At 72.7% G+C, this 24,864-nt stretch carries 21 protein-coding genes; 16 read left to right on the forward strand and 5 right to left on the reverse strand.

What is annotated here, in order from left to right; translation table 11 throughout:
* The first annotated feature begins 1 nt into the window (after position 1).
* On the forward strand, positions 2–1,063 hold the full coding sequence (locus AB0K18_RS32930) for a glycosyltransferase family 4 protein (RefSeq protein ID WP_364922193.1): 1,062 nt from the start codon (positions 2–4) through the stop codon (positions 1,061–1,063).
* On the opposite strand, the gene AB0K18_RS32935 is transcribed toward AB0K18_RS32930, so the two are convergent.
* Positions 964–1,923, reverse strand: coding sequence for a lysylphosphatidylglycerol synthase transmembrane domain-containing protein (locus AB0K18_RS32935; protein ID WP_364922196.1), 960 nt, complete (start codon positions 1,921–1,923; stop codon positions 964–966). The two genes, AB0K18_RS32930 and AB0K18_RS32935, sit on opposite strands and share 100 nt — an antisense overlap.
* A 170-nt stretch (positions 1,924–2,093) precedes the next feature.
* On the opposite strand from AB0K18_RS32935, the gene AB0K18_RS32940 reads away from it, so the two are divergent.
* From AB0K18_RS32940 to AB0K18_RS32970, 7 genes are all read left to right on the forward strand, one after another.
* Entirely contained in the window at positions 2,094–2,921 is an 828-nt protein-coding gene (locus tag AB0K18_RS32940; RefSeq protein WP_364922198.1) for a methyltransferase domain-containing protein, read from the forward strand.
* On the forward strand, positions 2,918–3,823 hold the full coding sequence (locus AB0K18_RS32945; protein ID WP_364922201.1) for a lysylphosphatidylglycerol synthase domain-containing protein: 906 nt from the start codon (positions 2,918–2,920) through the stop codon (positions 3,821–3,823). The genes AB0K18_RS32940 and AB0K18_RS32945 overlap by 4 nt, the downstream gene beginning before the upstream one ends.
* Before the next feature lie 94 nt (positions 3,824–3,917).
* A complete protein-coding gene (locus AB0K18_RS32950; RefSeq protein WP_364922203.1) occupies positions 3,918–5,033 on the forward strand; it encodes a glycosyltransferase family 1 protein in 1,116 nt (371 codons plus the stop codon).
* Between the two features lie 20 nt (positions 5,034–5,053).
* Positions 5,054–6,145 carry an NDP-sugar synthase gene (locus AB0K18_RS32955; RefSeq protein WP_364922205.1) on the forward strand — a complete coding sequence of 364 codons (1,092 nt, stop codon included), beginning with the start codon at positions 5,054–5,056 and terminating at the stop codon, positions 6,143–6,145.
* Between the two features lie 20 nt (positions 6,146–6,165).
* Positions 6,166–7,062, forward strand: a complete 897-nt coding sequence (locus AB0K18_RS32960; protein WP_364922208.1) for a DNA-3-methyladenine glycosylase 2 family protein — start codon at positions 6,166–6,168, stop codon at positions 7,060–7,062.
* A gap of 50 nt (positions 7,063–7,112) precedes the next feature.
* Positions 7,113–9,659, forward strand: coding sequence for a bifunctional FO biosynthesis protein CofGH (locus AB0K18_RS32965; protein WP_364922210.1), 2,547 nt, complete (start codon positions 7,113–7,115; stop codon positions 9,657–9,659).
* Positions 9,660–9,741: 82 nt separating this feature from the next.
* Positions 9,742–11,490: a substrate-binding and VWA domain-containing protein gene (locus tag AB0K18_RS32970; protein WP_364922212.1), complete on the forward strand. Its 1,749-nt coding sequence runs from the start codon at positions 9,742–9,744 to the stop codon at positions 11,488–11,490.
* 3 nt (positions 11,491–11,493) lie between these two features.
* On the opposite strand, the gene AB0K18_RS32975 is transcribed toward AB0K18_RS32970, so the two are convergent.
* Both AB0K18_RS32975 and cofD read right to left on the reverse strand, forming a co-directional pair.
* Positions 11,494–12,771 (reverse strand): coenzyme F420-0:L-glutamate ligase, encoded by a 1,278-nt coding sequence (locus AB0K18_RS32975; protein WP_364922214.1) that lies wholly within the window; start codon positions 12,769–12,771, stop codon positions 11,494–11,496.
* Positions 12,768–13,706, reverse strand: coding sequence for a 2-phospho-L-lactate transferase (gene cofD / locus AB0K18_RS32980; RefSeq protein WP_364922217.1), 939 nt, complete (start codon positions 13,704–13,706; stop codon positions 12,768–12,770). The genes AB0K18_RS32975 and cofD overlap by 4 nt, the downstream gene beginning before the upstream one ends.
* Before the next feature lie 181 nt (positions 13,707–13,887).
* Between cofD and AB0K18_RS32985 the strand changes: the two genes are divergently transcribed.
* The 4 genes from AB0K18_RS32985 (at position 13,888) to AB0K18_RS33000 (ending at position 20,773) form a co-directional block, all read left to right on the forward strand.
* The gene (locus AB0K18_RS32985; RefSeq protein WP_364922218.1) at positions 13,888–15,777 is read left to right on the forward strand and encodes a hypothetical protein; all 1,890 of its coding nucleotides are present in this window, start codon (positions 13,888–13,890) and stop codon (positions 15,775–15,777) included.
* Positions 15,778–16,094: 317 nt separating this feature from the next.
* Positions 16,095–16,355, forward strand: a complete 261-nt coding sequence (locus AB0K18_RS32990) for a WhiB family transcriptional regulator (RefSeq protein WP_176903063.1) — start codon at positions 16,095–16,097, stop codon at positions 16,353–16,355.
* A gap of 114 nt (positions 16,356–16,469) precedes the next feature.
* Positions 16,470–19,469: a glycosyltransferase family 2 protein gene (locus AB0K18_RS32995; RefSeq protein ID WP_364922221.1), complete on the forward strand. Its 3,000-nt coding sequence runs from the start codon at positions 16,470–16,472 to the stop codon at positions 19,467–19,469.
* Positions 19,469–20,773, forward strand: a complete 1,305-nt coding sequence (locus tag AB0K18_RS33000; protein WP_364922223.1) for a DUF5719 family protein — start codon at positions 19,469–19,471, stop codon at positions 20,771–20,773. Before AB0K18_RS32995 ends, AB0K18_RS33000 begins: the two co-directional genes overlap by 1 nt.
* Before the next feature lie 7 nt (positions 20,774–20,780).
* On the opposite strand, the gene AB0K18_RS33005 is transcribed toward AB0K18_RS33000, so the two are convergent.
* Together AB0K18_RS33005 and AB0K18_RS33010 are read right to left on the reverse strand one after the other, a co-directional pair.
* On the reverse strand, positions 20,781–20,993 hold the full coding sequence (locus tag AB0K18_RS33005) for a hypothetical protein (protein ID WP_364922226.1): 213 nt from the start codon (positions 20,991–20,993) through the stop codon (positions 20,781–20,783).
* 103 nt (positions 20,994–21,096) lie between these two features.
* The gene (locus AB0K18_RS33010) at positions 21,097–21,537 is read right to left on the reverse strand and encodes a metallopeptidase family protein (RefSeq protein WP_364922228.1); all 441 of its coding nucleotides are present in this window, start codon (positions 21,535–21,537) and stop codon (positions 21,097–21,099) included.
* 287 nt (positions 21,538–21,824) lie between these two features.
* On the opposite strand from AB0K18_RS33010, the gene AB0K18_RS33015 reads away from it, so the two are divergent.
* Genes AB0K18_RS33015 through AB0K18_RS33030 form a run of 4 tightly spaced genes read left to right on the forward strand, consistent with a single transcriptional unit; the run spans position 21,825 to position 24,860 of the window.
* Positions 21,825–22,193, forward strand: coding sequence for a DUF3499 domain-containing protein (locus AB0K18_RS33015; protein WP_106236645.1), 369 nt, complete (start codon positions 21,825–21,827; stop codon positions 22,191–22,193).
* Between the two features lie 44 nt (positions 22,194–22,237).
* Positions 22,238–23,593, forward strand: a complete 1,356-nt coding sequence (locus tag AB0K18_RS33020) for a phosphomannomutase/phosphoglucomutase (protein ID WP_364922230.1) — start codon at positions 22,238–22,240, stop codon at positions 23,591–23,593.
* Positions 23,590–23,757 carry a Trm112 family protein gene (locus AB0K18_RS33025; RefSeq protein ID WP_345396568.1) on the forward strand — a complete coding sequence of 56 codons (168 nt, stop codon included), beginning with the start codon at positions 23,590–23,592 and terminating at the stop codon, positions 23,755–23,757. Before AB0K18_RS33020 ends, AB0K18_RS33025 begins: the two co-directional genes overlap by 4 nt.
* Positions 23,754–24,860 (forward strand): SIS domain-containing protein, encoded by a 1,107-nt coding sequence (locus AB0K18_RS33030; protein WP_364922232.1) that lies wholly within the window; start codon positions 23,754–23,756, stop codon positions 24,858–24,860. Before AB0K18_RS33025 ends, AB0K18_RS33030 begins: the two co-directional genes overlap by 4 nt.
* Positions 24,861–24,864 lie beyond the last annotated feature (4 nt).

A 24,864-nucleotide genomic window follows, 5' to 3' on the forward strand; every position in this document is an offset into this window, starting at 1 on the left:
GGTGCGCATCGCGATCGTCGGGCCGACGTATCCGTACAAGGGGGGCGGGGCCCAGCACACCACGGAGCTGGCGCACCGGCTGGCGGCGCTCGGCCACGACGTGGTGATCGAGTCGTGGCGCGCCCAATATCCGTCGTTCCTCTATCCGGGGCAGCAGACGATCTCCGCGCCTGAGGGCACCCCCTACGACAGGACCGTCCGGCGGCTCGACTGGCGGCGGCCCGACGGCTGGGTGGCCGCCGGGCGGCGGCTGCGCTCGGCCGACCTGGTCGTGCTCGCCGTGCTCAGCCCCGTGCAGGTGCCCGCCTACCTCGGCATCCTGTACGGACTCAAGCGCCGCACCAAGGCGATCGCCCTGTGCCACAACGTGCTGCCGCACGAGCGCAAGCCCTACGACGAGCCGCTGATGAAGGCGCTGCTCAAGCGGGTCGACGGCGTGCTGGCCCACTCCGAGCAGCAGGCGGAGCTGGCCCGCGGGCTCACCTCCAAGCCGGTCAGCGTGGCCGGCCTGCCGCCCCACCTGCCCTCGACGACGGCGGAGCGCTCGGCCGAGGTGCACCGCAGGCTGCTGTTCTTCGGCATCGTGCGGCCGTACAAGGGGCTCGACCTGCTGCTTCGGGCGCTGCCCGAAGGTGTTGCGCTGACCGTGGCCGGTGAGTTCTGGGGCGGGCTCGACGAGACCAAGGCGCTGATCGCCGAGCTGGGCATCGGCGACCGGGTAGAGCTGCGGCCGGGCTACGTCGCCGCGGGCGAGGTGCCGAAGCTGTTCGCCGCCGCCGACGCGCTCGTGCTGCCCTACCGCAGCGCCACGGCCAGCCAGAACGTCTGGCTCGGCCACGAGCACGGCGTCCCGGTGATCGCGACCAGGGTGGGCGCGCTGGCCGAGCACGTCACCGACGGCGTGGACGGCCTGCTGGTCGAGCCCGGCGACGTGGACGCGCTGCGCGCGGCGATCGAGCGGTTCTACGCCTCGGGCGAGCCCGAGAGGTTGCGGTCGGGAGTCAAGGCGGTCGATCCCGAGCCGTTCTGGTCGGCGTACGCGGGCACGCTGCTGGCCGCCTGACGCCCGAGCAGCACGAACAACCCCGCGAGTGCCGCGTCGGCCAGCGTGAACGCCACCCGCGACACGATCGCCACCGCGAGCGCCGCCGGCGTGCCGATGACCGGCCCGAGCACGAGCACCAGCGCGCCCTCCCTGACGCCGACGCCGGCCGGCACCACGACGGTCAGGATGCCGGTGGCCCAGGCGAACGCGTAGGCGCCCGTCGCGATCACGTAGAGGTCGGCGCTCCCGGCCACCAGCCAGATGTGCAGGCCGTAGACGAGCCAGCCGAGCGCCGTCCAGCCCACCGCCACCAGCACCGTACGGCCGGGCAGCACGCTCTCCAGCGGCTCCTTGCGCGCGATGCGCAGGGCCAGGTTGAGCCCCCAGGTCAGCACCTTGGGATGCAGGCAGACGATGATCACCGGCACCAGCAGCACGAGGTACCACGCCTGCCGCACCGCCTCCAGCGTGCCCAGCGTGGCCGCGGCGATCGAGATCGCCACCCCGAGGTTGATCACCAGGCCCAGCGAGATCGTCGCGAACGTGCGCCGCGGCGGGCTGCCGTGGTCGCGGCCGAGGTCCATCATCGCCGCGTACGCCCACACCGCACCCGGGATGTACTTCCCGAGCTGCCCCACGAACATGATCCGCCCGGCCACCCGCACCGGCACCCGCGTGCCCAGCCCCGCGAGGATCTCCCGCCAGGCCACCAGCATGAAGAACTGGCCGAGCAGCACCGAGCCGAACGCCCCGAGCACCGCCCAGGGCGACATGCGCGCGAGCGCGCCGGTGGTCTCTTCCCAGTTGGCGGCCAGCCCGTAGCCCAGGAAACCGAGCGCGACCAGGGCGAGGAGGAGGCGCAGCAGGCGGCGGAGCATTGGGTCAGGTTACGCGCGGTACGCCTGGTAAAGCCAGACGACGGCGGCCACCAGCGCCAGCGCGCCCCACGCCCTCCCCGGTCCCGCCCGCGTTCTCCAGCGCGTGGTCGGCCACCGTGCCAAAGCGGTTCGACGTCGGATGGGCGCAGAGGTCGGTACGGTTGGGAGTCGTGGTGAAAGAACGGGTCGCGCAGCTCGAATACTCGGAGTTCCAGTCCGCCATGCTCGACGAGGAGAAGCGCCGGCGGAAGGCGGCGAAGATCATCGCCGTCCTCGAGCACTTCCACGGGCCGCTCGACGGGCTCACGGTGGGCGACGTCGGCTGCTCGGCCGGCTTCATCGCCGACGAGCTGGCGCAGGCCGGTGCCCGCCACACGCTGGGCATCGACATCGACGTGCCGGGGCTGCGCAAGGCGGCCGACCGGTTCGGCGAACGGGTGGCGTTCGTCTGCGGCGACGGCACGGCGCTGCCGTTCCCCGACGGCTCGATCGACGTGCTGGTCTTCAACCACATCTACGAGCACGTCGTCGACCCCGACGCGGTGGTGGCCGAGATGCACCGGGTGCTGTCCGACGACGGCGTGCTCTACCTGGGGCTCGGCAACCGGCTCGGCATCATGGAGCCCCACTACAAGTTGCCGTTCCTGTCCTACCTGCCGCCGGCCCTCGCCGACCGCTACGTCCGCGCGTCCGGCCGGGCCGACCACTACTACGAGCGGTTCAGGACGCGGCGCGGGCTGCGCAAGATGCTGCGGGCCTTCCACGTCTGGGACTACACCTTCCCCGTGCTCGCCACGCCGACCAAGTTCGCGGGCGGCGAGCTGTTCCCGGGTGTGCTCGGCAAGGTGGTCAAGGCCGTCCTGTCACGTACGCCGCGCGGAGTGCTCAAGCTGCTGCTGCCGGTCGTGCCGACGTACCTGTGGGTGGCGACCAAGCGGGCCCGCCGCCCGGTGGGCGCGCACCTGCCGCAGCCGCCCGAGCGGGTGCGGCCGCTGTGACCACCGACGAGGCCGCCTCCGAGGCCGTGCCCCGGCGCTCACCGGCTCGCCGGTTGGTGAGATACGGCTTCCTGGCCGTCGCGCTCGGCTTCGGCGCGTGGGCGGTGATCAGGGAGTGGGACGCCGTGGTGGCCGGGTTCGCCAGGCTGTCGGTCCCCGCGCTCGCCGGCTCGCTGGTCGCCGTGGTCGCCGCGCTGCTCGGAGCCATGCTGACCTGGCGCACCCTGCTGGCCGACCTCGGCTCGCCGCTGCGCCTGCGCCCGGCCGCGAAGGTGTTCTTCGTCGGCCAGCTCGGCAAATACATCCCCGGCACGGTCTGGCCGATGCTCGCCCAGATGGAGATGGGCCGCGACCTCGGCGTGCCGCGCTCGCGCAGCGCGACGGCGTTCTTCCTGATGATGCCCGTCCAGCTCGCCACCGGCCTGCTGGTCACGCTCGTCACGCTCGGCTGGGACCGATACGGCTGGCTGCTGCTGTTCATCCCGCTGCTGCTCGTGCTGCTGGAGCCCAGGGTCGTCAACGCGGTGATCGGCTTCGCCCTGCGCAAGCTGAAGCGCGAGCCGCTCGAACGGCCGCTGACCAGGCGCGGCATGCTGACCGCGCTCGCCTGGGCGCTGGCCGGCTGGGTGTCCTACGGCGTGCACCTCTACTTCGTCGTCCCGCAGGGCGGCCTGGTCTTCGCCATCGGCGCGTTCGCGCTGTCCTGGTGCCTCGGCATCATGACCTTCGTGATCCCCGCGGGCGCGGGCGTCAGGGAGCTGGCCATGGTCGCGGTGCTCGCCCCGCAGCTCGACCGGGGCTCCGCCATCGCGGTCGCCCTCGCCTCCCGGATTGTGATCATCGCCGGTGACCTGATCTGCGCCGGAACCGCTGGAATCGCAGCTCGTCGCGACTCGGTGTGATTTGGCCCACGATTTAGGGGAGGCTGGTCATAAGCTGAAATTTCAAGAGGGGGACGCCCGTCCCACGTTGATCTTGAGGGGAGAAGATCTTCGTATGCCTCGTGTGCTCGTCGATGCGGCGGCGGTCCCCGCGGACCGCGGCGCGCTGATCAGATACGTGGACGGGCTCGTGGCCGCGCTCGACCGCGCCGGCGCCGAGCTGTCCGTCGTCTGCCAGCGTTCCGAAGCCGAACGCTACCGGCGCCTCGCGCCGTCCGCCCAGATCATCCCCGGCCCCGTCGCCATCACCAACAGAGCCGCCAGGCTCGCGTGGGAGCAGAGCGGCCTGCCGCTGCTGGCCCGCAAGGCGGGCGCCGACGTCATCCACGCCCCCTACTACTCCATCCCGCTCGGCTCCGGCGTGCCGACCGTGGTGACCGTGCACGACGCGACCTGGTTCACCGAGCCCGACCAGCACAGCCCGCGCGCCTCCTTCTTCCGCTCGGCCACCCGCACCGCCGTCCGACACGCCCGGCGCATCATCGTGCCGTCCAAGGCCACCAGGGACGAGCTGGTCCGCGTGCTCGCCGCCGACCCCACCCGCATCGACGTCGCCTACCACGGCGTCGACCTGGCGCAGTTCCACCCGCCGACCGAGGAGGAGATCCAGCGGGCGGCCACGAGGTGCGGGCTGCACGGCCAGCCGTACGTCGCGTTCCTGGGCGCGCTCGACCCCCGCAAGAACGTTCCCAACCTCATCCGCGGCTTCGCGGCCGCCGTCAAGCGGCTCGACCGGCCGCCCGCGCTGGTCATCGGCGGCGGCGTGCACGAGGACGACGTGGACGCCGCCTGCCGGGAGGTCGAGGCCACGGTCAGGGTGATCAGGCCCGGCTACCTCAGCGCGCCCGACCTGCCGGGCTTCCTCGGCGGCGCGCTCGTCGTGGCCTTCCCCTCGCGCGGCGAGGGGTTCGGGCTGCCGGTGCTGGAGGCCATGGCCTGCGGCGCGCCGGTGCTGACGACTCACCGTTCGTCGCTGCCCGAGGTCGGCGGCGACGCCGTCGCCTACACCGAGCCCGACGCCGACAGCATCGCCACCGCGCTGGGCCAGCTGCTGGCCTCGCCCGAGCGCAGGCGGCAACTGCGGGAGGCGGGGCTCGCCAGGGCCCGCGAATTCACCTGGGACGCCTCGGCAGAGGCGCATCTCAGCTCCTATCAACGCGCGATCGAATAGTTCGGTAACCTCACGGAGTGATGGAGAGCTCTTTGCCAGACCTCGAGGCGATCCTCCTGGTCGGGGGGCAGGGCACGCGCCTGCGTCCGCTGACACTGGGCACGCCGAAGCCGCTGCTGCCGACCGCCGGAGTGCCGTTCCTGGCCCACCAGCTGGCGCGGGCGCGATCGTTCGGCGTGCGCCGGATCGTGTTCGCGACCTCCTACAAGGCGTCCATGTTCGAACCGGCCTTCGGTGACGGCTCGGGGTTCGGGCTCACGCTCGAGTACATGACGGAGGAGACCCCGCTCGGCACCGGCGGCGCGATCCGCAACGCCGCGGAGGCGCTCACGTCGGGGCGCGACGACCCGGTGCTCATCCTCAACGGTGACATCCTGTCCGGCCACGACATCGGCGAGCAGATCCGCCTCCACCGCGCGCGCGAGGCCGCTGTAACGCTCCATTTGACGGAAGTGGACGACCCGAGCCGGTTCGGCTGCGTGCCGACCGACGACGAGGGCCGCGTGACGGCCTTCCTGGAGAAGACGCCCAATCCCGTCACCAACCGCATCAACGCCGGCTGCTACGTCTTCACCCGCTCGGTGATCGACTCGATCCCGCGCGACGAGGTCGTGTCGGTCGAGCGCGAGACGTTCCCCGGGCTCATCGAGTCGGGCCGGCTCGTGCTGGGCTACGCCACCCGCACCTACTGGCTCGACGTCGGCACGCCGGCCGCGTTCGTGCAGGGCTCGCGCGACCTGGTGCTGGGCCGGCTGTCCTCGCCCGCGCTGCCCGGCCCGACCGGCGAGTACCTGGCGCTCGACGGCGCGCGGGTCTCGTCCGAGGCGAAGGTGCTGGGCGGCACGGCCGTCGGCGCCGGAGCGGTGATCGAGGCGGGCGCCACGGTGGCCGGCTCGGTGCTGAGCGACGGCTGCGTGGTCGAGGCGGGCGCCTCCGTCACCGACTCCGTGCTCGGCCAGGGCGCGCGCGTCTGCGCCGGCACGGTGGTGCGCGACGCGGTCATCGGTGACGGCGCGATCGTGGGGCCCGGCAACGAGCTGCAGCACGGCGTACGCATCTGGCCGGGCGTCGAGCTGCCCGAGCGGGCGCTGCGCTATTCCAGCGACGTCTGAGCACACGGCAGACTGGACGTGTGAAAGAGCGCAGGTGGGTGCCCGGCGGGCCGCTCGACGTCGAGCTGGCCCTGCACCCGCACCGCAGGGGCGGCGGCGACCCCACCTGGCGCAGGGGCAATGACGGCTCGGTCTGGCGCACGTCCAGGACCCCCGACGGGCCCTGCACGCTCCGGGTGAGCGTCGCGGCCGGCACCGTGCTCGGGCGGGCGTGGGGGCCGGGCGCCGACTGGGCGCTGGAGACGCTGCCCGCGCTGCTGGGCGCGGACGACGACCTGTCCGGGTTCAGCGTCCGGCACGAGGTGCTGGCCGACGCCGTACGCAAGCATCCGGGGGTGCGCATCGGGCGGACCGGCCGCGTCATGGAGGCGCTGGTGCCCGCCGTGCTGGAGCAGAAGGTCGTCGGCAGGGAGGCGTGGCGGGCCTGGCGCTGGCTGCTGACGCACTACGGCGAGCCCGCGCCTGGCCCGGCGCCCGAGGGCATGCGGGTGGTGCCGGAGCCCGTGGTGTGGCGGCAGATCCCGAGCTGGCACTGGCATCGGGCGGGCGCGGAGGCCGTCCGCGCGCGGACCATCGCCACCGCGGCCTGGCATGCCGACAAGCTGGAGGCGGCGGCCACCACGCAGGAGCTCGACCGGCTGTTGCGGGCGCTGCCCGGCGTCGGGGTGTGGACGTCGGCGGAGGTGCGGCAGCGGGCGTTCGGCGACCCCGACGCGGTCAGCGTGGGCGACTTCCACCTGGCCAAGCTGGTCGGCTACGCCCTGACGGGGGAGAAGACCGACGACAGGGGGATGCTGCGGCTGCTGGAGCCGTACGCGGGGCATCGGCACCGGGCGACCGTGCTGGTCTGGCTCACCGGGCTGCGCCCGCCGGCCAGGGGGCCGCGGATGCCGGTGCGCGACTACCGGTCGTTCTGAGCCGACCCTGGGTGCGTACGGCGAACTCAGGCCGACGTACTGTGCACCTTATGAGTTCTGACTCCGCGCTCCGCCGCGCCCTCGCCCGCGCCAGGGACGGCAAGACGCTCGACGTCACCGAGGCGACCGTCCTGCTGCACGCCCGTGACGGCCACCTCGACACGCTCCTCGACCACGCCTCCCGGGTGCGCGACGCCGGGCTGCGGGCCGTCGGCCGCGAGGGGATCATCACCTACAGCAAGAAGGTTTTCATCCCGTTGACCCGGCTGTGCCGGGACCGCTGTGGTTACTGCACGTTCGCGACTGCGCCCCACAAGCTGCCCGCGCCGTTCCTCAGCCCTGACGAGGTCCTGGAGATCGCCCGGCAGGGGGCGGCGATGGGCTGCAAGGAGGCGCTGTTCACGCTGGGCGACCGGCCGGAGGACCGCTGGCACCAGGCGAGGGAGTGGCTCGACGCCCATGGCTATGACGACACGTTGTCCTACGTACGGGCCATGGCGATCAGGGTGCTGGAGGAGACCGGCCTGCTGCCGCACCTCAACCCAGGGGTGCTGAGCTGGCGTGACCTGCAGCGGCTGAAGCCGGTGGCGCCGTCGATGGGAATGATGCTGGAGACCACGTCGCGCCGGCTGTACGAGGAGAAGGGGCAGCCGCACTACGGCTCGCCCGACAAGGACCCGGCCGTGCGGCTGCGGGTGCTGGAGGACGCCGGGCGCTCCAACGTGCCGTTCACCACGGGCATCCTCATCGGCATCGGCGAGACCGTCGAGGACCGCGCAGAGTCGATCTTCGCGATCAGGAAGGTGGCCAGGGAGTACGGCGGTGTCCAGGAGGTCATCGTGCAGAACTTCCGCGCCAAGCCCGACACCGCGATGCGCGGCCTGCCGGACGCCGACCTGCAGGAGCTGGCCGCCACGATCGCGGTCGCCAGGCTCGTGCTCGGCCCCCGCGTCCGCCTCCAGGCGCCGCCCAACCTGGTGGACGCCGAGTACGAGCTGATGATCAGGGCCGGCATCGACGACTGGGGCGGCGTGTCCCCGCTCACCCCCGACCACGTCAACCCGGAGCGGCCGTGGCCGCAGATCGACGAGCTGGCGGCACGTACGCGCGATGCCGGGTTCGCGCTCAGGGAACGCCTGACCATCTACCCCGAGTACGTCCGCGCCGGCGAGCCCTGGCTCGACCCCCGCCTGTTCGCCCACGTCGCCGCGCTCGCCGACCCCGAGACCGGGCTGGCCCGCGAGGACGCGGTGCTCGAGGGCCGCCCGTGGCAGGAGCCCGACGGCGGGTTCGCCGCGTCCGGCCGGGTGGACCTGCACGTCGAGGTGGACACGACCGGCCGCACCCACGACCGCCGCGACGACTTCGACCACGTCTACGGCGACTGGGACGCCCTGCGCGAGCGGCTCGGCACGGTCGCCGCCGCGACGCCGAGCGACGTGCGGCAGGCGCTGCGGCGCGCCGGGTCCGACCCGGCCGGGCTGACGGACGCCGAGGCCGTGGCCCTGCTCGGCGCCGACGGTGAGGCGCTGGACGAGCTGGCCGCCATCGCCGACGGGCTGCGCCGTGAAGCGGTGGGCGACGACGTCACCTACGTCGTCAACCGCAACATCAACTTCACCAACGTCTGCTACACCGGCTGCCGCTTCTGCGCCTTCGCCCAGCGCAGGACCGACGCCGACGCCTACACCCTGAGCCTCGACCAGGTCGCCGACCGGGCCGAGGAGGCGTGGGCGGCCGGGGCGACCGAGGTGTGCATGCAGGGCGGCATCCACCCCGACCTGCCCGGCACCGCGTACTTCGACATCGCGCGGGCGGTCAAGGAGCGCACGCCGGACATGCACGTGCACGCGTTCTCCCCGATGGAGGTCATCAACGGCGCAAGCCGGACGAACCTGTCCATCCGCGACTGGCTGGAGGCCGCCAAGGAGGCCGGCGTGGACTCGCTGCCCGGCACCGCGGCCGAGATCCTCGACGACGACGTGCGCTGGGTGCTCACCAAGGGCAAGCTGCCGGCCAAGGAGTGGATCGAGGTCATCACCACCGCCCACCGGGTGGGCATCCCCACCACCTCGACCATGATGTACGGCCACGTGGACAACCACCTGCACTGGGTCAGGCACATCAAGCTCATCCGCAGTCTGCAGGAGGAGACGGGCGGTTTCTCGGAGTTCGTGCTGCTGCCGTTCGTGCACACCAGCGCGCCCATCTACCTCGCGGGCGTGGCCAGGCCGGGCCCCACCGCACAGGAGAACAGGGCCGTGCACGCGCTGGCCAGGATTCTGCTGCACGGCGCCATCGCCAACATCCAGTGCTCCTGGGTCAAGCTCCAGGACGACCTGTGCCGCCAGGTGCTCCAGGGCGGGGTCAACGACCTCGGCGGCACGCTCATGGAGGAGACGATCAGCCGGATGGCCGGGTCGGAGAACGGGTCGTACAAGACGATCAGCGAGCTGCGCGCGATGGTCGAGGTGAGCGGCCGCCCGGTCAGGCAGCGCACCACCGAGTACGGCGTCCCGAGCGCGGAGCGGCTGGCGGCCTCGGCGGCCAGCGACGGCGTCTGCCAGAGCGTCAGAAGGGTCCTGCCACTGGCCTAGTTGTAACATGTTCTAACAACGCCTTGCGTGCGCCAGGTGAGGCGCTGGGAGAATCGTCACTCCCCCGGGAGAGAGGTTCACCGTGCGGTTGGGTCGGCACCACGCCGCGCTGTCCCCCGAGCAGCGCCGCAGGAAAGCGCTCAGGCGCGGCATGCTGGCGGGGCTGACGGCCGTGGCGATCGTCGCGGCCGGTCTCGTCGTCGTCTTCGGCGGCGGCGGCCTGCTGTGCCGCACGCGAGAGCCTGTTCTGGTCGACGTCGCGGCCGCCGTGGACATCGCGCCGGCCGTCATGGAGGCGGCCGACGCGTTCAACGCGACCAAGACGGCCGCGGGTGGCCGGTGCGTGCTCGTCCAGGTGACCGAGCAGCCGCCGGCCACGGTTCTGCGCACGCTCATCGGCGACCGGGCCGGCGTGCTGCGCGAGCGGCCCGACGGCTGGATCGCCGACTCGTCGGCCTGGATCAGGCTGGCCCGCCAGCAGGGCGCGAGCGCGCTGCCGGCCGAGGAGAGCGTGGTGGCCAGTTCGCCGCTGGTGTTCGCCACGCGGTCGTCGCTGGCCAGGCGCTTCTCGGTGGGCGGCACGCAGATGAACTGGCGGATGGTCTTCCCCTCGACCGTACGCGGGCGGCTGGCGCCCACCGCCGACGAGCCCGACGTCGTCCGCGTGCCCGACCCCTCGCTGGCCGGCGCCGGCATCGCGACCGTGGCCGCCGCGCGGGACGTCGTCGGCTCGGGGCCCGACGCCGACAAGGCGCTGACCGCGTTCGTCCGGTGGGCGCAGGCCGGCTCCGCGCCCGACTACCGCAGCATGCTGGCCGCCGTGGACGACCGCACGTTCTGGCAGCGGCCCGTCGTGATCGTGCCTGAGCAGTCGGTCTTCCAGCACGGCCTGCGGCCGTCGGCCGACCCGGTGGTGGCGCTGCACCCGCGCGAGGGCACGATCAACCTCGACTACCCGTACGTCGTGACCGCCGGCGACCCGGCCGTGGCCGAGGCGTCCAGCGCGTTCGCCGCGTGGCTGAGCGGCCCGCGGGCGCAGGAGATCGTCAGGCGGGCCGGGTTCAGGTCGGGCGACGGCCGCCAGGGCCCGATCTCGCCGGGACCGCAGCTCCCCACCACCGCGCCCCTGACCAGGACGTCGGTCTCACCGGACGACATCGACGAGGCCCTGCGCGCCTGGAGCCGCCTGGCCCCCGCCACGAACATCCTCGTCCTGGCCGACACCTCCGAGCACATGGCCGAGCGGCTGAACGGCCGCCCCCGGCTGGACGTCGCCCTCGAAGCCGCCAAGATCGGCCTGCGGCTCTTCCCCGACTCCACGCACATGGGCCTGTGGGAGTTCGCCGACGGCATCGGCGGCATCAAGGGCTACCGGCAGCTCGTCGGCCTCGGCCCGATCAGCGAGCCGGAGCGCGGCCAGGTCGTCCGCAAGGGCCGCCTCGACGAGCTGACCAGCACGATCACCGCGCATCCGCGCCGCGGCAGTTCCCTGTACGACGCGGTGCTCAGCGGCTTCCGCAGGGTGACGAGCGACTACCGGGAGGAGATGAACAACTCACTCCTGGTCATCACCGCGGGCAAGGACGACGGCAAGGGCGTCAAGCTGCCCGACCTCGTACGGCGGCTGCGCGAGGAGTGGGACCCCGACCGGCCCGTCCAGATCATCGTCATCGCCTTCGGCAAGGGCGTGGACCGCGACGGACTGGCGCAGATCGCCGCCGCCACCAACGGCTCGCTGCACGAGGCGCAGGAGCCCGGCGAGATCATCGACGTGTTCCTCGCCGCGCTGGCCCGCCGCCTGTGCCACCCCACCTGCAAGCCGACGACCTGACCGTCAGCGGACGACGATGAAGTCGGCCGGGTCGCGGGGCGCGCGGTCGCGCGGCGGCGCGGCTGCGTGACCGACGGCCACGCAGCCCATCGGGTCCCACGACTCGGGCAGGTCGAGCACCTCGCGCACCACCGGCCGGCAGAACATCGTGGACGACACCCACGCCGAGCCCAGCCCCTCGACGGCGAGCTGGATGAGGAAGTTCTCCACCCCCGCGCCCGTCGCCACCACGAACATCTCCCGCTCCGAGGCGTTGCGCCGGTCGTCGCGGTAGGTGTGGGAGCCCTCCATGACCAGGCAGGGCACGACCAGGTAAGGAGCGTTGCGCAGCACGTCGCCGCGCCTGACCCGCTTGGCGATCGACTCCTCGGAGAAGCCGTCGCCGCGCAGGTCGGCGATCCACGCCTCGCGCATGGCGTCGAGCAGCTTCGTCCTGGTCTCGGGCGACTCCAGCAGCACGAACCGCCACGGCGTCGTGTGGTGCGGCGCGGGCGCCGCGATGCCCGCCGCGACCGCCCTGCGCACCGCCGCCGGATCGACGGGCTCGCCGGAGAACTCCCTGATCGTCCGGCGGGCGAACACCACGTCACGCGAGCCGTGACGGAACAGGTCCTCGTCGGCCGGGCGCACCAGCGGACGGACGCCTGGCCCGTCGTCGTCGGTCACCAGATGGGCGAGCCCGCGCACGATCGCCACGGGGACGCCGTCGAGCTTGCCCTTGACCAGCTCGGCCGCGCTCGCGATCTCGTCGGCCAGCGCGGTGACCGTGGCGCTCAGCTGGTTGCCGTAGGAGTCGGCGCGGCCGCGGTAGTCGTCGAGCGGGCGCAGCCCGGCCACGCCGATCGCCACGTCGGTCAGCCCGTTGCGCCACGGCCGCCCGAACGTGTCGGAGACGATCACCCCGGCGCGGCGGCCGATGCCCGCCCTGATGCGCCGGGCCGAGGCGTCGGAGTCCTCGGGCAACAGCAGTACCGTGCCGGCCTCGGTGTTGGAGGCGTCGACCCCGGCGGCGGCCATCACGAAGCCGTGGCGGGTCTGCGTGATGACGGTGTCGCCGCGCCGCGCGACCACCCGCGCGGTCTCCTCCGCGATCGCCGCCGTGCGGTCGGGCGCGTTGCGTACGCGGCCCTCCGCCTTGCTCACGATCTTGGACGTGACCACCACGATGTCGCCGTCGCGCACGTCCGCGCCGGCGAGCAGCGCCGCCACGTCGTCGCCCGGCCGCACCTCGCCGATGCCGGTCACCGCGATCACTTCGACGTGCTGGGGAGTGGTGGTCATCGGGTGAGCTCCTGGGCGAGGTCGAGTGCGGTACGGGCGATGCCGGCCGCGGCGTCGGCGTCGTGCATGAGAATCGGCCCGGCGACCACCTTGACGCCGTCGAGCGCGACCCCGGCGTCCTCCTCGGCCACCAGCCAGCCGTCGATCAGCTCGGCGCCGTACAGCCCGAGAACGGCCTGCGCGGTCGTCTCGACGCCGATGGCGGTCAGGCAGGCGTCGGCCATGCCGCGCACCGGCGCGCCGCCGATGATCGGCGAGACGCCGACGACGGTCTTGGGCAGCAGCGCCTCGCGGATGCCCGGCACCTGGAGGATCGTGCCGATGCTCACCACCGGGTTGGACGGCGGCAGCACCACCACGTCGGCCTGCTCGATCGCCTCCAGCACGCCCGGCGCGGGCTTGGCGGTGTCGGCCCCGACCAGCGCGAACGACTGCGCCGGCACCGAGGCGCGCAGGCGTACCCACCACTCCTGGAAGTGGATCGCGCGCCTGCCGTTGTCGTCCTCGATCACGACGTGGGTCTCGCAGCGGTCGTCGGTCATCGGCAGCAGCCGCACGCCCGGCTGCCAGCGCGCGCAGAGCGCCTCGGTGATCTGGGAGAGCGGGTAGCCGGCCTCCAGCATCTGCGAGCGCACGATGTGGGTGGCGAAGTCGCGGTCGCCGAGCCCGAACCACTGCGGCTCGACGCCGTACGCGGCCAGCTCCTCCTTGACGACGTGGGACTCCTTCGCCCTGCCCCAGCCCTGCTCCTCGTCGATGCCGCCGCCGAGGGTGTACATGACGGTGTCGAGGTCGGGGCAGACGCGCAGGCCGAACAGGGTGATGTCGTCGCCCGTGTTGCCGATGACGGTGATGGAGGCGTCGGGGGCGGCGGCGCGCAGGCCGCGCAGGAACCGGGCGCCGCCGATGCCGCCGGCGAGGGACACGATATGCATGCGGACCAGTCTTCCACCGGCTCGCGGCGAGCCCGTCGCGGGATCTGTTTTACGGAAGCGGTCCGCCTTATATGTCGAGGTATTAGCCGATTTGATAGGCAAGTGCTTTCTGTGACTCCCGGCGGCTGAGTCGGTGATGTGGCAAACTCCCTTCGGACCAATGGGTCTGATGGGGGTACTTGTGAGCAAACTTGACGTAGCCCGGCTGAAGGAGCCGGCCGCTTGGATCATGCTCGTCGCCGGGTTGATCAGGGTGTTGCTGGCGATCGGCCACCTTCTGGTGGGGTCGTCGGCCTTGTCGTCGTTCACGGAACGCGCGGCCACCAACCTGTCGAGCCTGACCAACCCGGTGGTGACGGCGCTGCTGCTCGGGTCCGTGCTCCTGATGACCAAGGTGGGCGAGCCGTCGCCCAAGGCCAAGCCCATCGCGTACGGCGCGGCGGCCGGTCTGGGCCTCGCCGCGCTGTTCGGGCTCGTGGCGTTCTTCGCCGGGCTGGCCGCGGGGCTCGGCGGGCGCGGCGTGATCGAGTTCGTGCTGACCGGGCTCACCTCCCTCGCCCTGACCGCCATCGCCCTGGTCTACCTCCTTCCGCAGGTGCTGCCCGAGCGGCCGGCGGCGCAGGTCTACCACGGCCAGTTCGGGCCGCAGCCCGGCTTCTTCGACCAGCAGCCACCGTACGGGCAGCCCGGACAGCCTCAGGCGGGGCCCGGCCAGCCCGGCTTCCAGCAGCAGCCCGGCTACAACCAGCAGGCCCCCGGCGGGCCCGGCTACAACCAGCAGGCCCCCGGCGGGCCCGGCTACGGCCAGCAGGACCCGGCGTACGGCCAGCAGCAGCCCTCGGCGCCCGGCTACGGTCAGCAGCCGATGAGCGGCCAGCAGCCCGGCCCCGGCCAGCCCGGCCAGCCCGCGCAGGCCCAGCAGCCCGCCCAGCCCGCTCAGCAGCCGGTTCCCGGCCCGCACCCCGGTTACGGCCAGGAGCCCCCTTCCACGCCCGGCTTCGGCCAGCAGGACCCGGCCTACGGCCAGCAGCCCCCTTCCACGCCCGGCTTCGGCCAGCAGGACCCGGCCTACGGCCAGCAGCCCCCTCCCACGCCCGCTTACGGCCAGCAGCCTCCCTCGACCCCCGGTTACGGCCGGCAGCCCCTCTCCACGCCCGGCTACGCCCAGCAGCCGATGAGCGGCCAGCAGCCCGTTCAGGGCCAGGAGCAGCCCCCCGCTCCCGCCTACGGTCAGCAGCCGCCCTCCACGCCGGGCTACAGCCCGCAGCCGCCCAGCTTCGGCGGCCAGCCGGAGCCGCCGGCGGCCCCGCAGATCAGGGGCGCCCTGCCGGCCGCGCCGTCGGACCAGCAGCAGCCCGAGCCTCAGCCGTTCGCCCCCCAAGGTTTCGAGCAGCAGGCCGAGCCGCAGCCCTTCGCCTCTCAGGGCTTCGACCAGCAGCAGTCCTACGCTCCCGCGGACACGACCCCTTCGGTTCCGCCGGCCGGTGAGTACACCCCGGCCCCTTACGTGCCGGCCGACAGCACGCCGAACGTGTACGGCCAGCCCAGCTCGAATCCGTACGCTCCGCAGCCCGAGCAGAGCCCGTACGCGCCTCAGGCGAACGACCAGGCGTATCCCACGGGCGACACCGCGCCCAACGTCTCGTACCAGGGGCAGAGCGCCTTCGACCAGCAGCAGGGCGGGCAGCCGTTCACCGGCTACTCGGGCCACGAGTTCGCCCAGCCCGCCTACCAGGAGCCCGACCCGCCCGTGGACCCGCGCTCCCAGCAGCTCATGGACGCCTACCAGCAGGCGGACACGTACCAGTCGAACGCCGGTGCCCCGCAGCCCCGCCCGTACGACGACCCGTTCGGCCACCCCCAGGGCGCCGGGTACGAGCCGCAGCAGGGCCAGTACCAGCCCACCCACCAGGCCCCTGCGGGCCAGCAGGGCCAGTGGGAGGGCGCACCTGCGGACTCCACGATGCGGCTGGACCAGTTCCAGCAGGGCGCGTTCGGCGATCAGCGCGGGCCGGGGGACGACCCCATCGACCCGACCGCCATATACACCCCCAACGAGCCACGCAGGTAACGGACCGGCAATGAAGGACTAGAGAGAAGGTGGGCCACGGGCGGGCGTCTTTCCCGCCCTGGTACGGTTCCGACCGCTGAGAGTGTTGCACGAGCCAGGACGACGCCACGCGCACGGTGTCAGTCCGGCTTCGAACATGACATGCCGAGCACACCGGGGCGAGACCTGGTCTTTCCCCGGATACCTGCATGCCGCTTGACGCCGCGTACAGCACACGCGTGTAATTACAACCATGTTGTTACGCCTTCCCGTGGGTGGGTAATAAGGAAGGCGTCCATGGGGGGCTCCATTGCGGGCGGGCGGCAGGGAGGTGTGCAGTGACCGATCCGGTCATCGCACAGGAACAGCTTGACGCTGAAGAACTCGGCTGGCAGGAACGCGCCTTGTGCGCGCAGACGGATCCGGAGGCGTTCTTCCCGGAGAAGGGCGGCTCCACCCGAGAGGCCAAGAAGGTCTGCCGATCGTGCGAGGTGCGTGCCGAGTGCCTGGAATACGCACTCGAGCACGATGAGCGCTTCGGCATCTGGGGTGGGCTGTCCGAGCGGGAGCGCAGACGGATCAAGCGCCAAGCCGTATAGGACGACAAGGGGGGAAGGGGTCACGCGGAACGCCGTGTGACCCTTTTCGCATCTCTTGATCGGCTTGTCACTGTATGGTGGGCGCGCCTGATCATCCCCCCAGGAGCCCCAGCGATGTCACGTCCCTACGTCACCGCGATCGTCGTCGCCCATGACGGCGCGCGCTGGCTGGGGGAGACCCTGCGTTCGCTGATCAACCAGAGCCGCAGGCCGGACCGCGTGGCCGGCGTCGACAACGGCAGCAGGGACGGCTCCGCCGACCTGCTGGCCCAGGCGCTCGGCCCCGGCAACGTGCTCTCCCTGCCCCGTTCGACCGGTTTCGGCGAGGCGGTCGCCGAGGTGGTGGCGAAGCTGCCGCCCGCCGGGCGCGAGGAGTGGATCTGGCTGCTCCACGACGACTGCGCCCCCGACAGGCGCGCGCTGGAACAGCTGCTCACCGCCGCCGCCCAGGATCCGAAGGCCGCCGTGCTCGGCCCCAAGCTGCGCGACTGGCTCGACCGGCGGCGGCTGCTGGAGATCGGCGTGACCGTGGGCCGCACCGGGCGCAGGGACACCGGGCTCGAACCGCTGGAGTTCGACCAGGGGCAGCACGACGGGACGCGGGAGGTGCTGTCGGTCTCCACGGCCGGCATGCTCATCAGACGGGACGTCTGGGAGCGTACCGGCGGGCTCGACCCGTTTTTGCCGATCTTCCGCGACGACCTCGACCTGTGCTGGCGGGTCCGCAACGCCGGGCACAAGGTGCTCAACGTCACCTCCGCCGTCGCCTGGCACGCCGAGGCGGCGGCCCGCAGGCGGCGCCGCATCACGGTCAGCGGCGACCACCCGCGCAGGCTCGACCGGCGCAACGCGATCTTCGTGGTGATGGCCAACCTCCCGTTCCGCGCCATGCTCTGGGCCCTGCTGCGCAACCTGCTCGGCTCGGCCTTCCGCACGCTGCTGTTCATCGTCAGCAAACAACCCGCGAACGCCCTGGACGAGGTGGTCGCGCTCGGCTCGGTGCTGGCGCATCCGTTCCGGCTGATGCGCGCGCGGCGGACCCGCCGAAACGGGCGCAAGAAGGGGTACGGGCGCATCAAACGGCTGATGACGCCCCGTGGCGCCACCTGGCGCCGGCTCACCGACATGGTGCAGAGCTTCCTCGCCGGCCAGGCGCCCGTGGACTCGGCCGGGCGGCACCACGTCGCCGCCGCCGACCCCGATCAGGAGATCGTGCCGCCGCCCGACACCGGGGCCTTCCAACGGTTCATCGGCCGGCCAGGCGTCATCCTCATGGTCGCGCTCACGCTCGTGACGCTGGTGGCCGAGCGCTCGCTGCTCGGCGGCGAACGGCTCGGCGGCGGCGCGCTGGTCCCGGTGATCGGCGGGGCCCGCGACCTCTGGGAGTTCTCCACCGAGGGGTTCCACGACATCGGGCTCGGCTCGACCGCCCCTGCTCCTCCCTACGTGGCCGTGCTCGCCGCCCTGTCCACGCCGGCGTTCGGCAAGACGTGGGTCGCCGTGTCCGTGCTGCTGCTGGGGTCGGTGCCGCTGGCCGGGGCGACGGCGTACCTGGCCACCCGGCACCTCATCCCCGGGGTGCCGGCGCGGGCGTGGGCGGCGGGCACGTACGCGCTGCTGCCCGTCGCCACCGGCGCCATCGCGGCCGGGCGGCTGGGGACGGCGGTGGTGTTCGTGCTCGTCCCCGTGTACGCGTGGCTGCTCGGCATCACCCTGCTCGCCGCCGATCGGCGCAGGGCGCGGCGGGCCGCGTGGGCGCTCGGGTTGTGGCTGGCGGTCGGGACGGCGTTCGTGCCGCTGGTGTATCCGCTGTTCGCGGTGCTGGGCGTGCTCGGCGCCGTGGCCTTCGGCGGCACCGGCCGATCGCCGGCCGGCCGTCAGGTGGGCGGGCGGCTTCGCGGCGGTGCCGGGCCTGACGGCGGTGGGCGCGGGAGTGGGCGCGGTGGTTCTGGGCGTGGCTCCAAGCGCGGCGGTTCTGGTCGGGATGGCTCTGGACGGAATGGCTCTGGCCGGAACGGCTCTGGGCGTGGGCGTTTGGGGCGCGGCTCGGGTGTGCGGGGTGGGATCGCGGTGTCGATGGGCATCGCGCTCGCCGTGCCGCCCGCGCTGCTGCTGCCCTGGCTGGCGAGCCTGGTGACCGACCCCGGCAGGCTGCTGCTGGAGGCGGGGCTGCACGACCCCGCGCTGGTGGACCAGGCGCTCGCCCCCGAGTCGCTGCTGGCCCTCAGCCCCGGAGGTCCCGGACTGCCGCCGTACTGGGTGACGGCCGGGCTCGTCCTGACCGCGCTGGCCGCGCTGCTCATGCGCCGCCAGCGGATGATCGTCGCCATCGGCTGGGCCGTCGCCCTGTACGGCGTGCTGGCCGCCATCCTGGTCAGCCGCATCACCGTCGAAGGGACCCGGGTCTGGCCAGGGGTGCCGCTGGCGTTCGCGGGGACCGGGCTCGTGGTGCTCGTGGGCCTGACCGCGCACCGGCTGCCCGAACTGCGCGCCTCGGGCGGGCTGCGGCGGCTGGGCGCGGGCGCGGTGGCGGCCGTGGCGTTCAGCACGCCGCTGCTGGCCGCCGGGTTCTGGATCACCACCGGCGTACGCGGGCCGCTGGTCGGCGACGCCCCCGACGTCATGCCTGCCCTGGCCGCCGCCCGTACCGTGAACGGCGAGCGCACCCTCGTGCTCAAGGGCTCGTCGTTCACCCTGCTGCACGGGCGCGGCCCGCTGCTCGGCGAGTCCGAGTTACCCGTCGGCTCCCAGGAGCGCGCCCGCGTGGGCAACGCCGTGCGCGGCCTGGTCGGCGGCCGGGGCGGCGACGCGGCCACGCTCGCCCAGCAGGGCATCGGGATGGTCGCCGTCGCGCCGCCCGTACCGGCCGCGCTGGCCGCGACGCTCGACTCGCAACCGTCGCTCGAACGCATGAGCCTGTCGGCGACGGGCGGCGGGTTGTGGCGGCTGGCCGAGCCGGTGACCCGCGTGCCGGCCCAGCCGGTCGGCGTCCTGCACACCATGTACCTGTACGTCCAGGGCGCGATGGTGCTGGTCGTGGCCCTCCTCGCGGCTCCCGGCCGGCGCCGGGAGGAAGGCGCGGAGGCGGGCGCCGTGGCACTGGCGGGGGCGTGATGAAAACGTTCGTGGAGAACAGGTTCGGCCTGCTGACCCTCGTCGTGATCTCGTTGGCCGCCATGTACGGCATCGCGTACGTCACCAGACCCGCGCCCCTCCCGCCCCCGCCCACCGGCCCCACCAAGGTGGCCGTCGAGTCCGTCACCACCGTCTGCCCCGGCGCCAAGGGCCGCCGCGTGGACGTCTACCTGCCCGGCTCCCTCACCACCGAGACCATGGAGAGCGGCGGCCCGTACGTCACCAAGGGCCCAGGCGGCCTGGAGGCCGGCCACCTCACCCGCGCCACCTCAGGCGCCGCCCGCGGCCTGGCCGGAGTCCGGTGCACCGAGCCCGCTCCCGCCACCTGGCTGCTCGGCCCCGGCCCGGCCGACGCCGACGTACGCCTGCACCTCACCAACGCCGACAAGGCGCCCGCCATGGCCGACGTGCAGGTCTACGCCGTAGAAGGGCTCGTCTCCGGCGACGCGGGGATCGGCCTGGAGATCAAGCCGGGCGAGCACCGCGAGATCGACCTCAAGACCCTCGCGCCGTCGGCCGACGTGATGGCGGTCAGCGTCACCACCACGTTCGGGCGGGTGGCCGTGGCCGCCAGGACGGTCCTGGAGCGCGGGGGCGTGGACTGGCTCCCCGCGGCCGGTACGCCCGCCACCCGCGTCGTCGTCCCCGGCATCCCGAAGGGCGGCGGCCTGCGCCGGCTTCTCGTCGCGGCCCCCGGCGAGACGGACGCCGCCGTGCAGATCAGGGCGGTCAGCGAGGACGCCGAGTACGCGATGAAGGGCCGCGAGACCCTCGACGTACCGGCCGGCACCGTCGCGGCCCTCGACGTCACGACCGGCATCGCCGGCTCCGCCGCGGCCCTCGTCCTCACCTCACCGACCCCCATAGTGGCCGGCGTGACGATCATCGGGACGGGCGAGAAGCCGGACGTCGCGTACACGGCCGGCACCCCCTCACTCGCCCTGGGCAGCGCCGTCGCCCGCAACACCACGGGCGCCCGCCTGCTCCTGACCGCGCTGGGCACGCCGGGCAAGGTGCAGGTGCAGGTGGTGGGAGCCAAGGGCAAGGCGGAGTCGCCGTACGAGCTGGAGATCCCAGCGAACAGAACCCGAGACGTCCGCGTGAAGGCGAAGGGCGACTTCGCCGTGGTGCTCACCCCGATCGCCGGCGAGGTCTACGGCAGCCGCCTCCAGGAGGAACGCCACAAATCCGGCACCCTCCTCACCACCCAACCCCTCTTCCCAGCCCGCACCTGGACCATGCTCCCCGCCCTCACGGACAACCCCCGCGTGGTCCTGCCGTAACGGCGCTTCACCTGAAGGGGGCGGGGGGGTCGCCTCGGTGGGAGCAGCTGACGTGCAGTTCGGGGTGGTACGGGACGACCCCGCAGGCCCAGTGGCCGACGGCCGTGTAGTCGGCGTGGGGGATGTTGCGGGTGCTGTAGGTGGGAGGGGTGGTCAGGGGGCCGGCGTCGCCCGGCCACACGCCCCACCACGCGACCCGCCACAGCATCTCGTCGCACACGGTGACGAACCACGCCCGCGATATGCGAAGCCGATCGAGCGGGCGGGCGGGACACTCCCAGCGCCGACCGGGCAACGCCTGTAGGTGCCCGCGGACACCCAGGTCAGCGGCGGTCGTCGTAGCCGGGGTCCACCGTTTCCGGGGCCAGGCCGAGCAAGGTGGCGACCTGTTCGACGACCGTGTCGTGGACCATGGCGCCCAAAGTGTCGCGGTCTCGGGCCCTCGCCTCCAGCGGGCGGCGGTAGATCACGATCGAGGCAGGGGAGTGGCCGGTGGCGGCGTCGGCGCGGCCGAAGGGGATGGGGTCGGAGTCGAGCCCGGGCCCGTCGCCCAGCTCGCTCAGCGGCGGCACCTCCTCCACCGCGAACTCCACCGCCGACAGTTGCCGCTCCCACCGGGGACGCAGCCGGTCGACGGCGTCGAGCACGAGGTCGTCGAAGCGTTCGCTGCGCGACTTGGCCATGGGGACGTGGGAGGGGGCGAGTGGGCCGCGGAGGCCGCGACCGTGGCGATCGCGCCGTCTGGGACCGCGCTTCTGAGTCACGTGTGCCAGTGTACGGGCCCGTTCAGCCGATGCCCGGGAGCGGTCACGTGGTGTCCGAAAGGTGGGGGTGCCAACCGCGACAAAAGCGATCTTCAGTGAAGATCGGAAGGGCGGGATTGGGCTGGTGGCGAGGTGGGGAAAGGCGGGAATGGAAGCGCGGGCGAAGGGCCGGAGGTCTCGGGGCATGTGGGTGGAAACGCTGCGACAGGTGTCCGAATTGTGGCGACACGCTCGTTAAGAGCGCTCAGGTAGTGGCGCCTCGCACTCTTACCAGATACGGTCCCTCCGTGAGCCCCGTCCGCCGCTGTTCCCGCACCGCCTGCAGCCAGCCTGCCGTCTTCACGCTCACGTACGTGTACGCCGACTCGACCGCTGTCCTCGGCCCCCTGGCGACGTACGCGGAGCCACACTGTTATGACCTGTGCGCCGAACACGCCGAGCGACTGACCGCCCCCCGCGGCTGGGAGGTGGTGCGGCTGCCCACCGACGGCGCCTCGCCCAGCTCCGACGATCTCGAAGCGCTGGCCAACGCGGTCAGGGAGGCCGCGCGACCGACGCCGTCGGGCGGTGGCGAGCCGGTCGGTCAGGGCGTCGAGGTCGGCCGGCGCGGGCACCTGCGCGTTCTGAGATCGGCCCAGCAGCACCGTGACCGGTAGGCTCCTTCTGTAAGGCGGAAACGACCTAGGGGCGGAGCTGGAGAGTGGGCGACCTCGCCAAGATCTTCAAAGCGTATGACGTTCGCGGGGTGGTGCCCGACGAGCTTGACGAGCAGACCGCCGAGGCCGTGGGGGCGGCGTTCGTCGAGGTGACCGGGGCCGGCTCGATCGTGGTCGCGCACGACATGCGCGAGTCGTCGCCGGTGCTGGCCGAGGCGTTCATCCGCGGCGCGCGTTCGCGCAGGGCCGACGTCGTGCACGCGGGCCTGGGCTCCACCGACCTGCTCTACTACGCCAGCGGCAGCCTGGGGCTGCCCGGCGTGATGTTCACCGCCAGCCACAACCCGGCCCGCTACAACGGCATGAAGATGTGCCGCGCGGGCGCGGTGCCGATCGGCGGCGACACCGGCCTGACGGAGATCCGCGACAGGGCGTCCGAGCTGCTCGCGACGGTCGCGCAGGACACGAAGGCCGGCTCGGTGATCGAGAAGGACCTGCTGTCCGGCTACGCCCACCACCTGCGCACGCTCGTCGAGCTGAGCGGCATCCGCCCGCTGAAGGTGGTCGTCGACGCGGGCAACGGCATGGGCGGCCACACGGTGCCCGCGGTGTTCGACGGCCTGCCGATCGAGCTGGTGCCCCTCTACTTCGAGCTCGACGGCAGCTTCCCCAACCACGAGGCCAACCCGCTGGAGCCGCAGAACCTGCTCGACCTGCAGCGGGCGGTCGTCGAGAGCGGCGCCGACATCGGGCTCGCCTTCGACGGCGACGCCGACCGCTGCTGGGTGATCGACGAGCGCGGCGCCTCGGTCTCGCCGTCGGCGATCACGGCGCTGGTGGCCGTACGCGAGCTGGCCAAGGACCCCGGCGCGACGATCATCCACAACCTGATCACGTCGCTGGGCGTGCCGGAGATCGTCCGCGAGCACGGCGGCGTGCCGGTGCGCACCCGGGTCGGCCACTCCTTCATCAAGGCCGAGATGGCCCGCACCGGCGCGGTGTTCGGCGGCGAGCACTCCGCCCACTACTACTTCAGGGACTTCTGGTTCGCCGACTCCGGCCTGCTGGCGGCGATGCACGTGCTGGCCGCGCTCGGCGAGCAGGACAGGCCGCTGTCGGAGGTGGCCGCCGCCTACTCCCGCTACCACGCCTCGGGCGAGGTCAACAGCGCGGTGTCCGACCAGGACGAGGCGCTGCGGCGGGTGCGTGCGGCGTTCGCGGACCGGGGCGAGTTCGACGAGGTCGACGGGCTGACCGTGACGGGGTCGGGCTGGTGGTTCAATCTGCGTCCCTCCAACACCGAGCCGCTGCTCAGGCTGAACGCCGAGGCGGCCGACGAGAGCAAGATGACGGCGATCAGGGACGAGGTCCTCGCCATCGTGGGAAAGGTGTCAGAGTGAAGATCGACGACTGGCTGCTGGAGATCCTGGCCTGCCCGGCGTGCAAGGCTCCGCTGCGTGCCGAGCACGAGGCGGAGGAGCTGGCCTGCACGGGCTGCGGGCTGATCTACCCGGTCAGGGACGACATCCCGGTCCTGCTCGTCGACGAGGCCAGGAAGCCGTGACCTGGGAGCCGGAGCGGCTCGACGACCAGGGACACCTCACCGAGGCCGACCCCGGCGGCATGCTTCCGGCGGTGGCCGCGTCCGCGGCCCACATCCGCACCGGCCACCGCGTCGCGATCGAGGCGGGCGTCGAAAGGCTGGCAGGCCATGGGCGTCCTCGGGCCATCGTGGTCGCGGGCATGGGCGCCGCCGGCCTGGCCGGCGACATCCTGGCGGCCGTCGTCGGCAACGGCGCACCGCTGCCGATCGTGACCGTGCGCTCCTACCAGCTCCCCGGCTGGGTGGGGGCCACCGACCTGGTCATCGCCGTCTCCGGCTCAGGCGACACGGAAGAGACGCTGGCCCTGGCCACCCAGGCGGTGCGCCGGGGCTGCTCGCTGCTCGGCGTGGGTCCGGCGGGCTCCCCGCTGGAGGCCGTGGCGCTGCAGGCGTCGGCCGTCTACGTGCCGGTGCCGGTCACCGGGCAGTCGCGGTCCAACCTGTGGCTGCTGAGCGTCCCGCTCATCGTGGCGGCCGCGGCGCTGCGGCTGGTGCAGGCCGACGCCGACCTGTTCGAGGGGGTGTCGAGGTCGCTCGAGGACATCGCGCACCGGTGCCGGCCCTCCAGCGAGTCGTTCATCAACCCCGGCAAGTCGCTGGCGCTCGACCTGGCCGAGACCGTGCCGATGGTCTGGGGGTCGTCGCAGGTGGCGGGGGTGGCGGCGTACCGGATGGTCTGTCAGCTCGCGGCGAGCGCGAAATATCCCGCCGTGCACGGCGAGCTGCCCGAGGCCGGCCATCACCAGGTGGCGGCGCTCGACGGGCCGCTGGCCGAGCGCGACATCTTCGCCGACACCTCGGGCCGCACGCTGAGGCTGGTCGTGCTGCGCGACGTCGAGGAGCATCCGCAGGTGACGCGGCGGCGCGAGGCGGCGCTGCGGCTGGCGGGCGAGCGCGACGTCCCGGTCACCGAACTGGCCGCCGAGGGCGTGCATCCGCTCGAACGTCTGGCCTCTCTCATCGCACTCGGCGACTACGCCAGCACCTATCTGGCGCTGGGATATGACGTCGATCCCGCGGCCGTATCCGCAATCACTGAGGTCAAAGCAAGAATTACCCCATAGGATC

It is taken from the genome of Nonomuraea sp. NPDC049421 (assembly GCF_040677005.1).
Taxonomy (GTDB): domain Bacteria; phylum Actinomycetota; class Actinomycetes; order Streptosporangiales; family Streptosporangiaceae; genus Nonomuraea; species Nonomuraea salmonea.

What these genes read in the sequence shown, in the direction of transcription:
- AB0K18_RS33000 (WP_364922223.1), top strand. Translation starts at nt 19,469, where the DNA reads ATGAAAACGTTCGTGGAGAACAGGTTCGGCCTGCTGACCCTCGTCGTG.
- AB0K18_RS32955 (WP_364922205.1), top strand. Translation starts at nt 5,054, where the DNA reads ATGGAGAGCTCTTTGCCAGACCTCGAGGCGATCCTCCTGGTCGGGGGG.
- cofD (WP_364922217.1), bottom strand. Translation starts at nt 13,706, where the DNA reads ATGCATATCGTGTCCCTCGCCGGCGGCATCGGCGGCGCCCGGTTCCTG.
- AB0K18_RS32935 (WP_364922196.1), bottom strand. Translation starts at nt 1,923, where the DNA reads ATGCTCCGCCGCCTGCTGCGCCTCCTCCTCGCCCTGGTCGCGCTCGGT.
- AB0K18_RS32995 (WP_364922221.1), top strand. Translation starts at nt 16,470, where the DNA reads ATGTCACGTCCCTACGTCACCGCGATCGTCGTCGCCCATGACGGCGCG.
- AB0K18_RS32950 (WP_364922203.1), top strand. Translation starts at nt 3,918, where the DNA reads ATGCCTCGTGTGCTCGTCGATGCGGCGGCGGTCCCCGCGGACCGCGGC.
- AB0K18_RS32975 (WP_364922214.1), bottom strand. Translation starts at nt 12,771, where the DNA reads ATGACCACCACTCCCCAGCACGTCGAAGTGATCGCGGTGACCGGCATC.
- AB0K18_RS32965 (WP_364922210.1), top strand. Translation starts at nt 7,113, where the DNA reads ATGAGTTCTGACTCCGCGCTCCGCCGCGCCCTCGCCCGCGCCAGGGAC.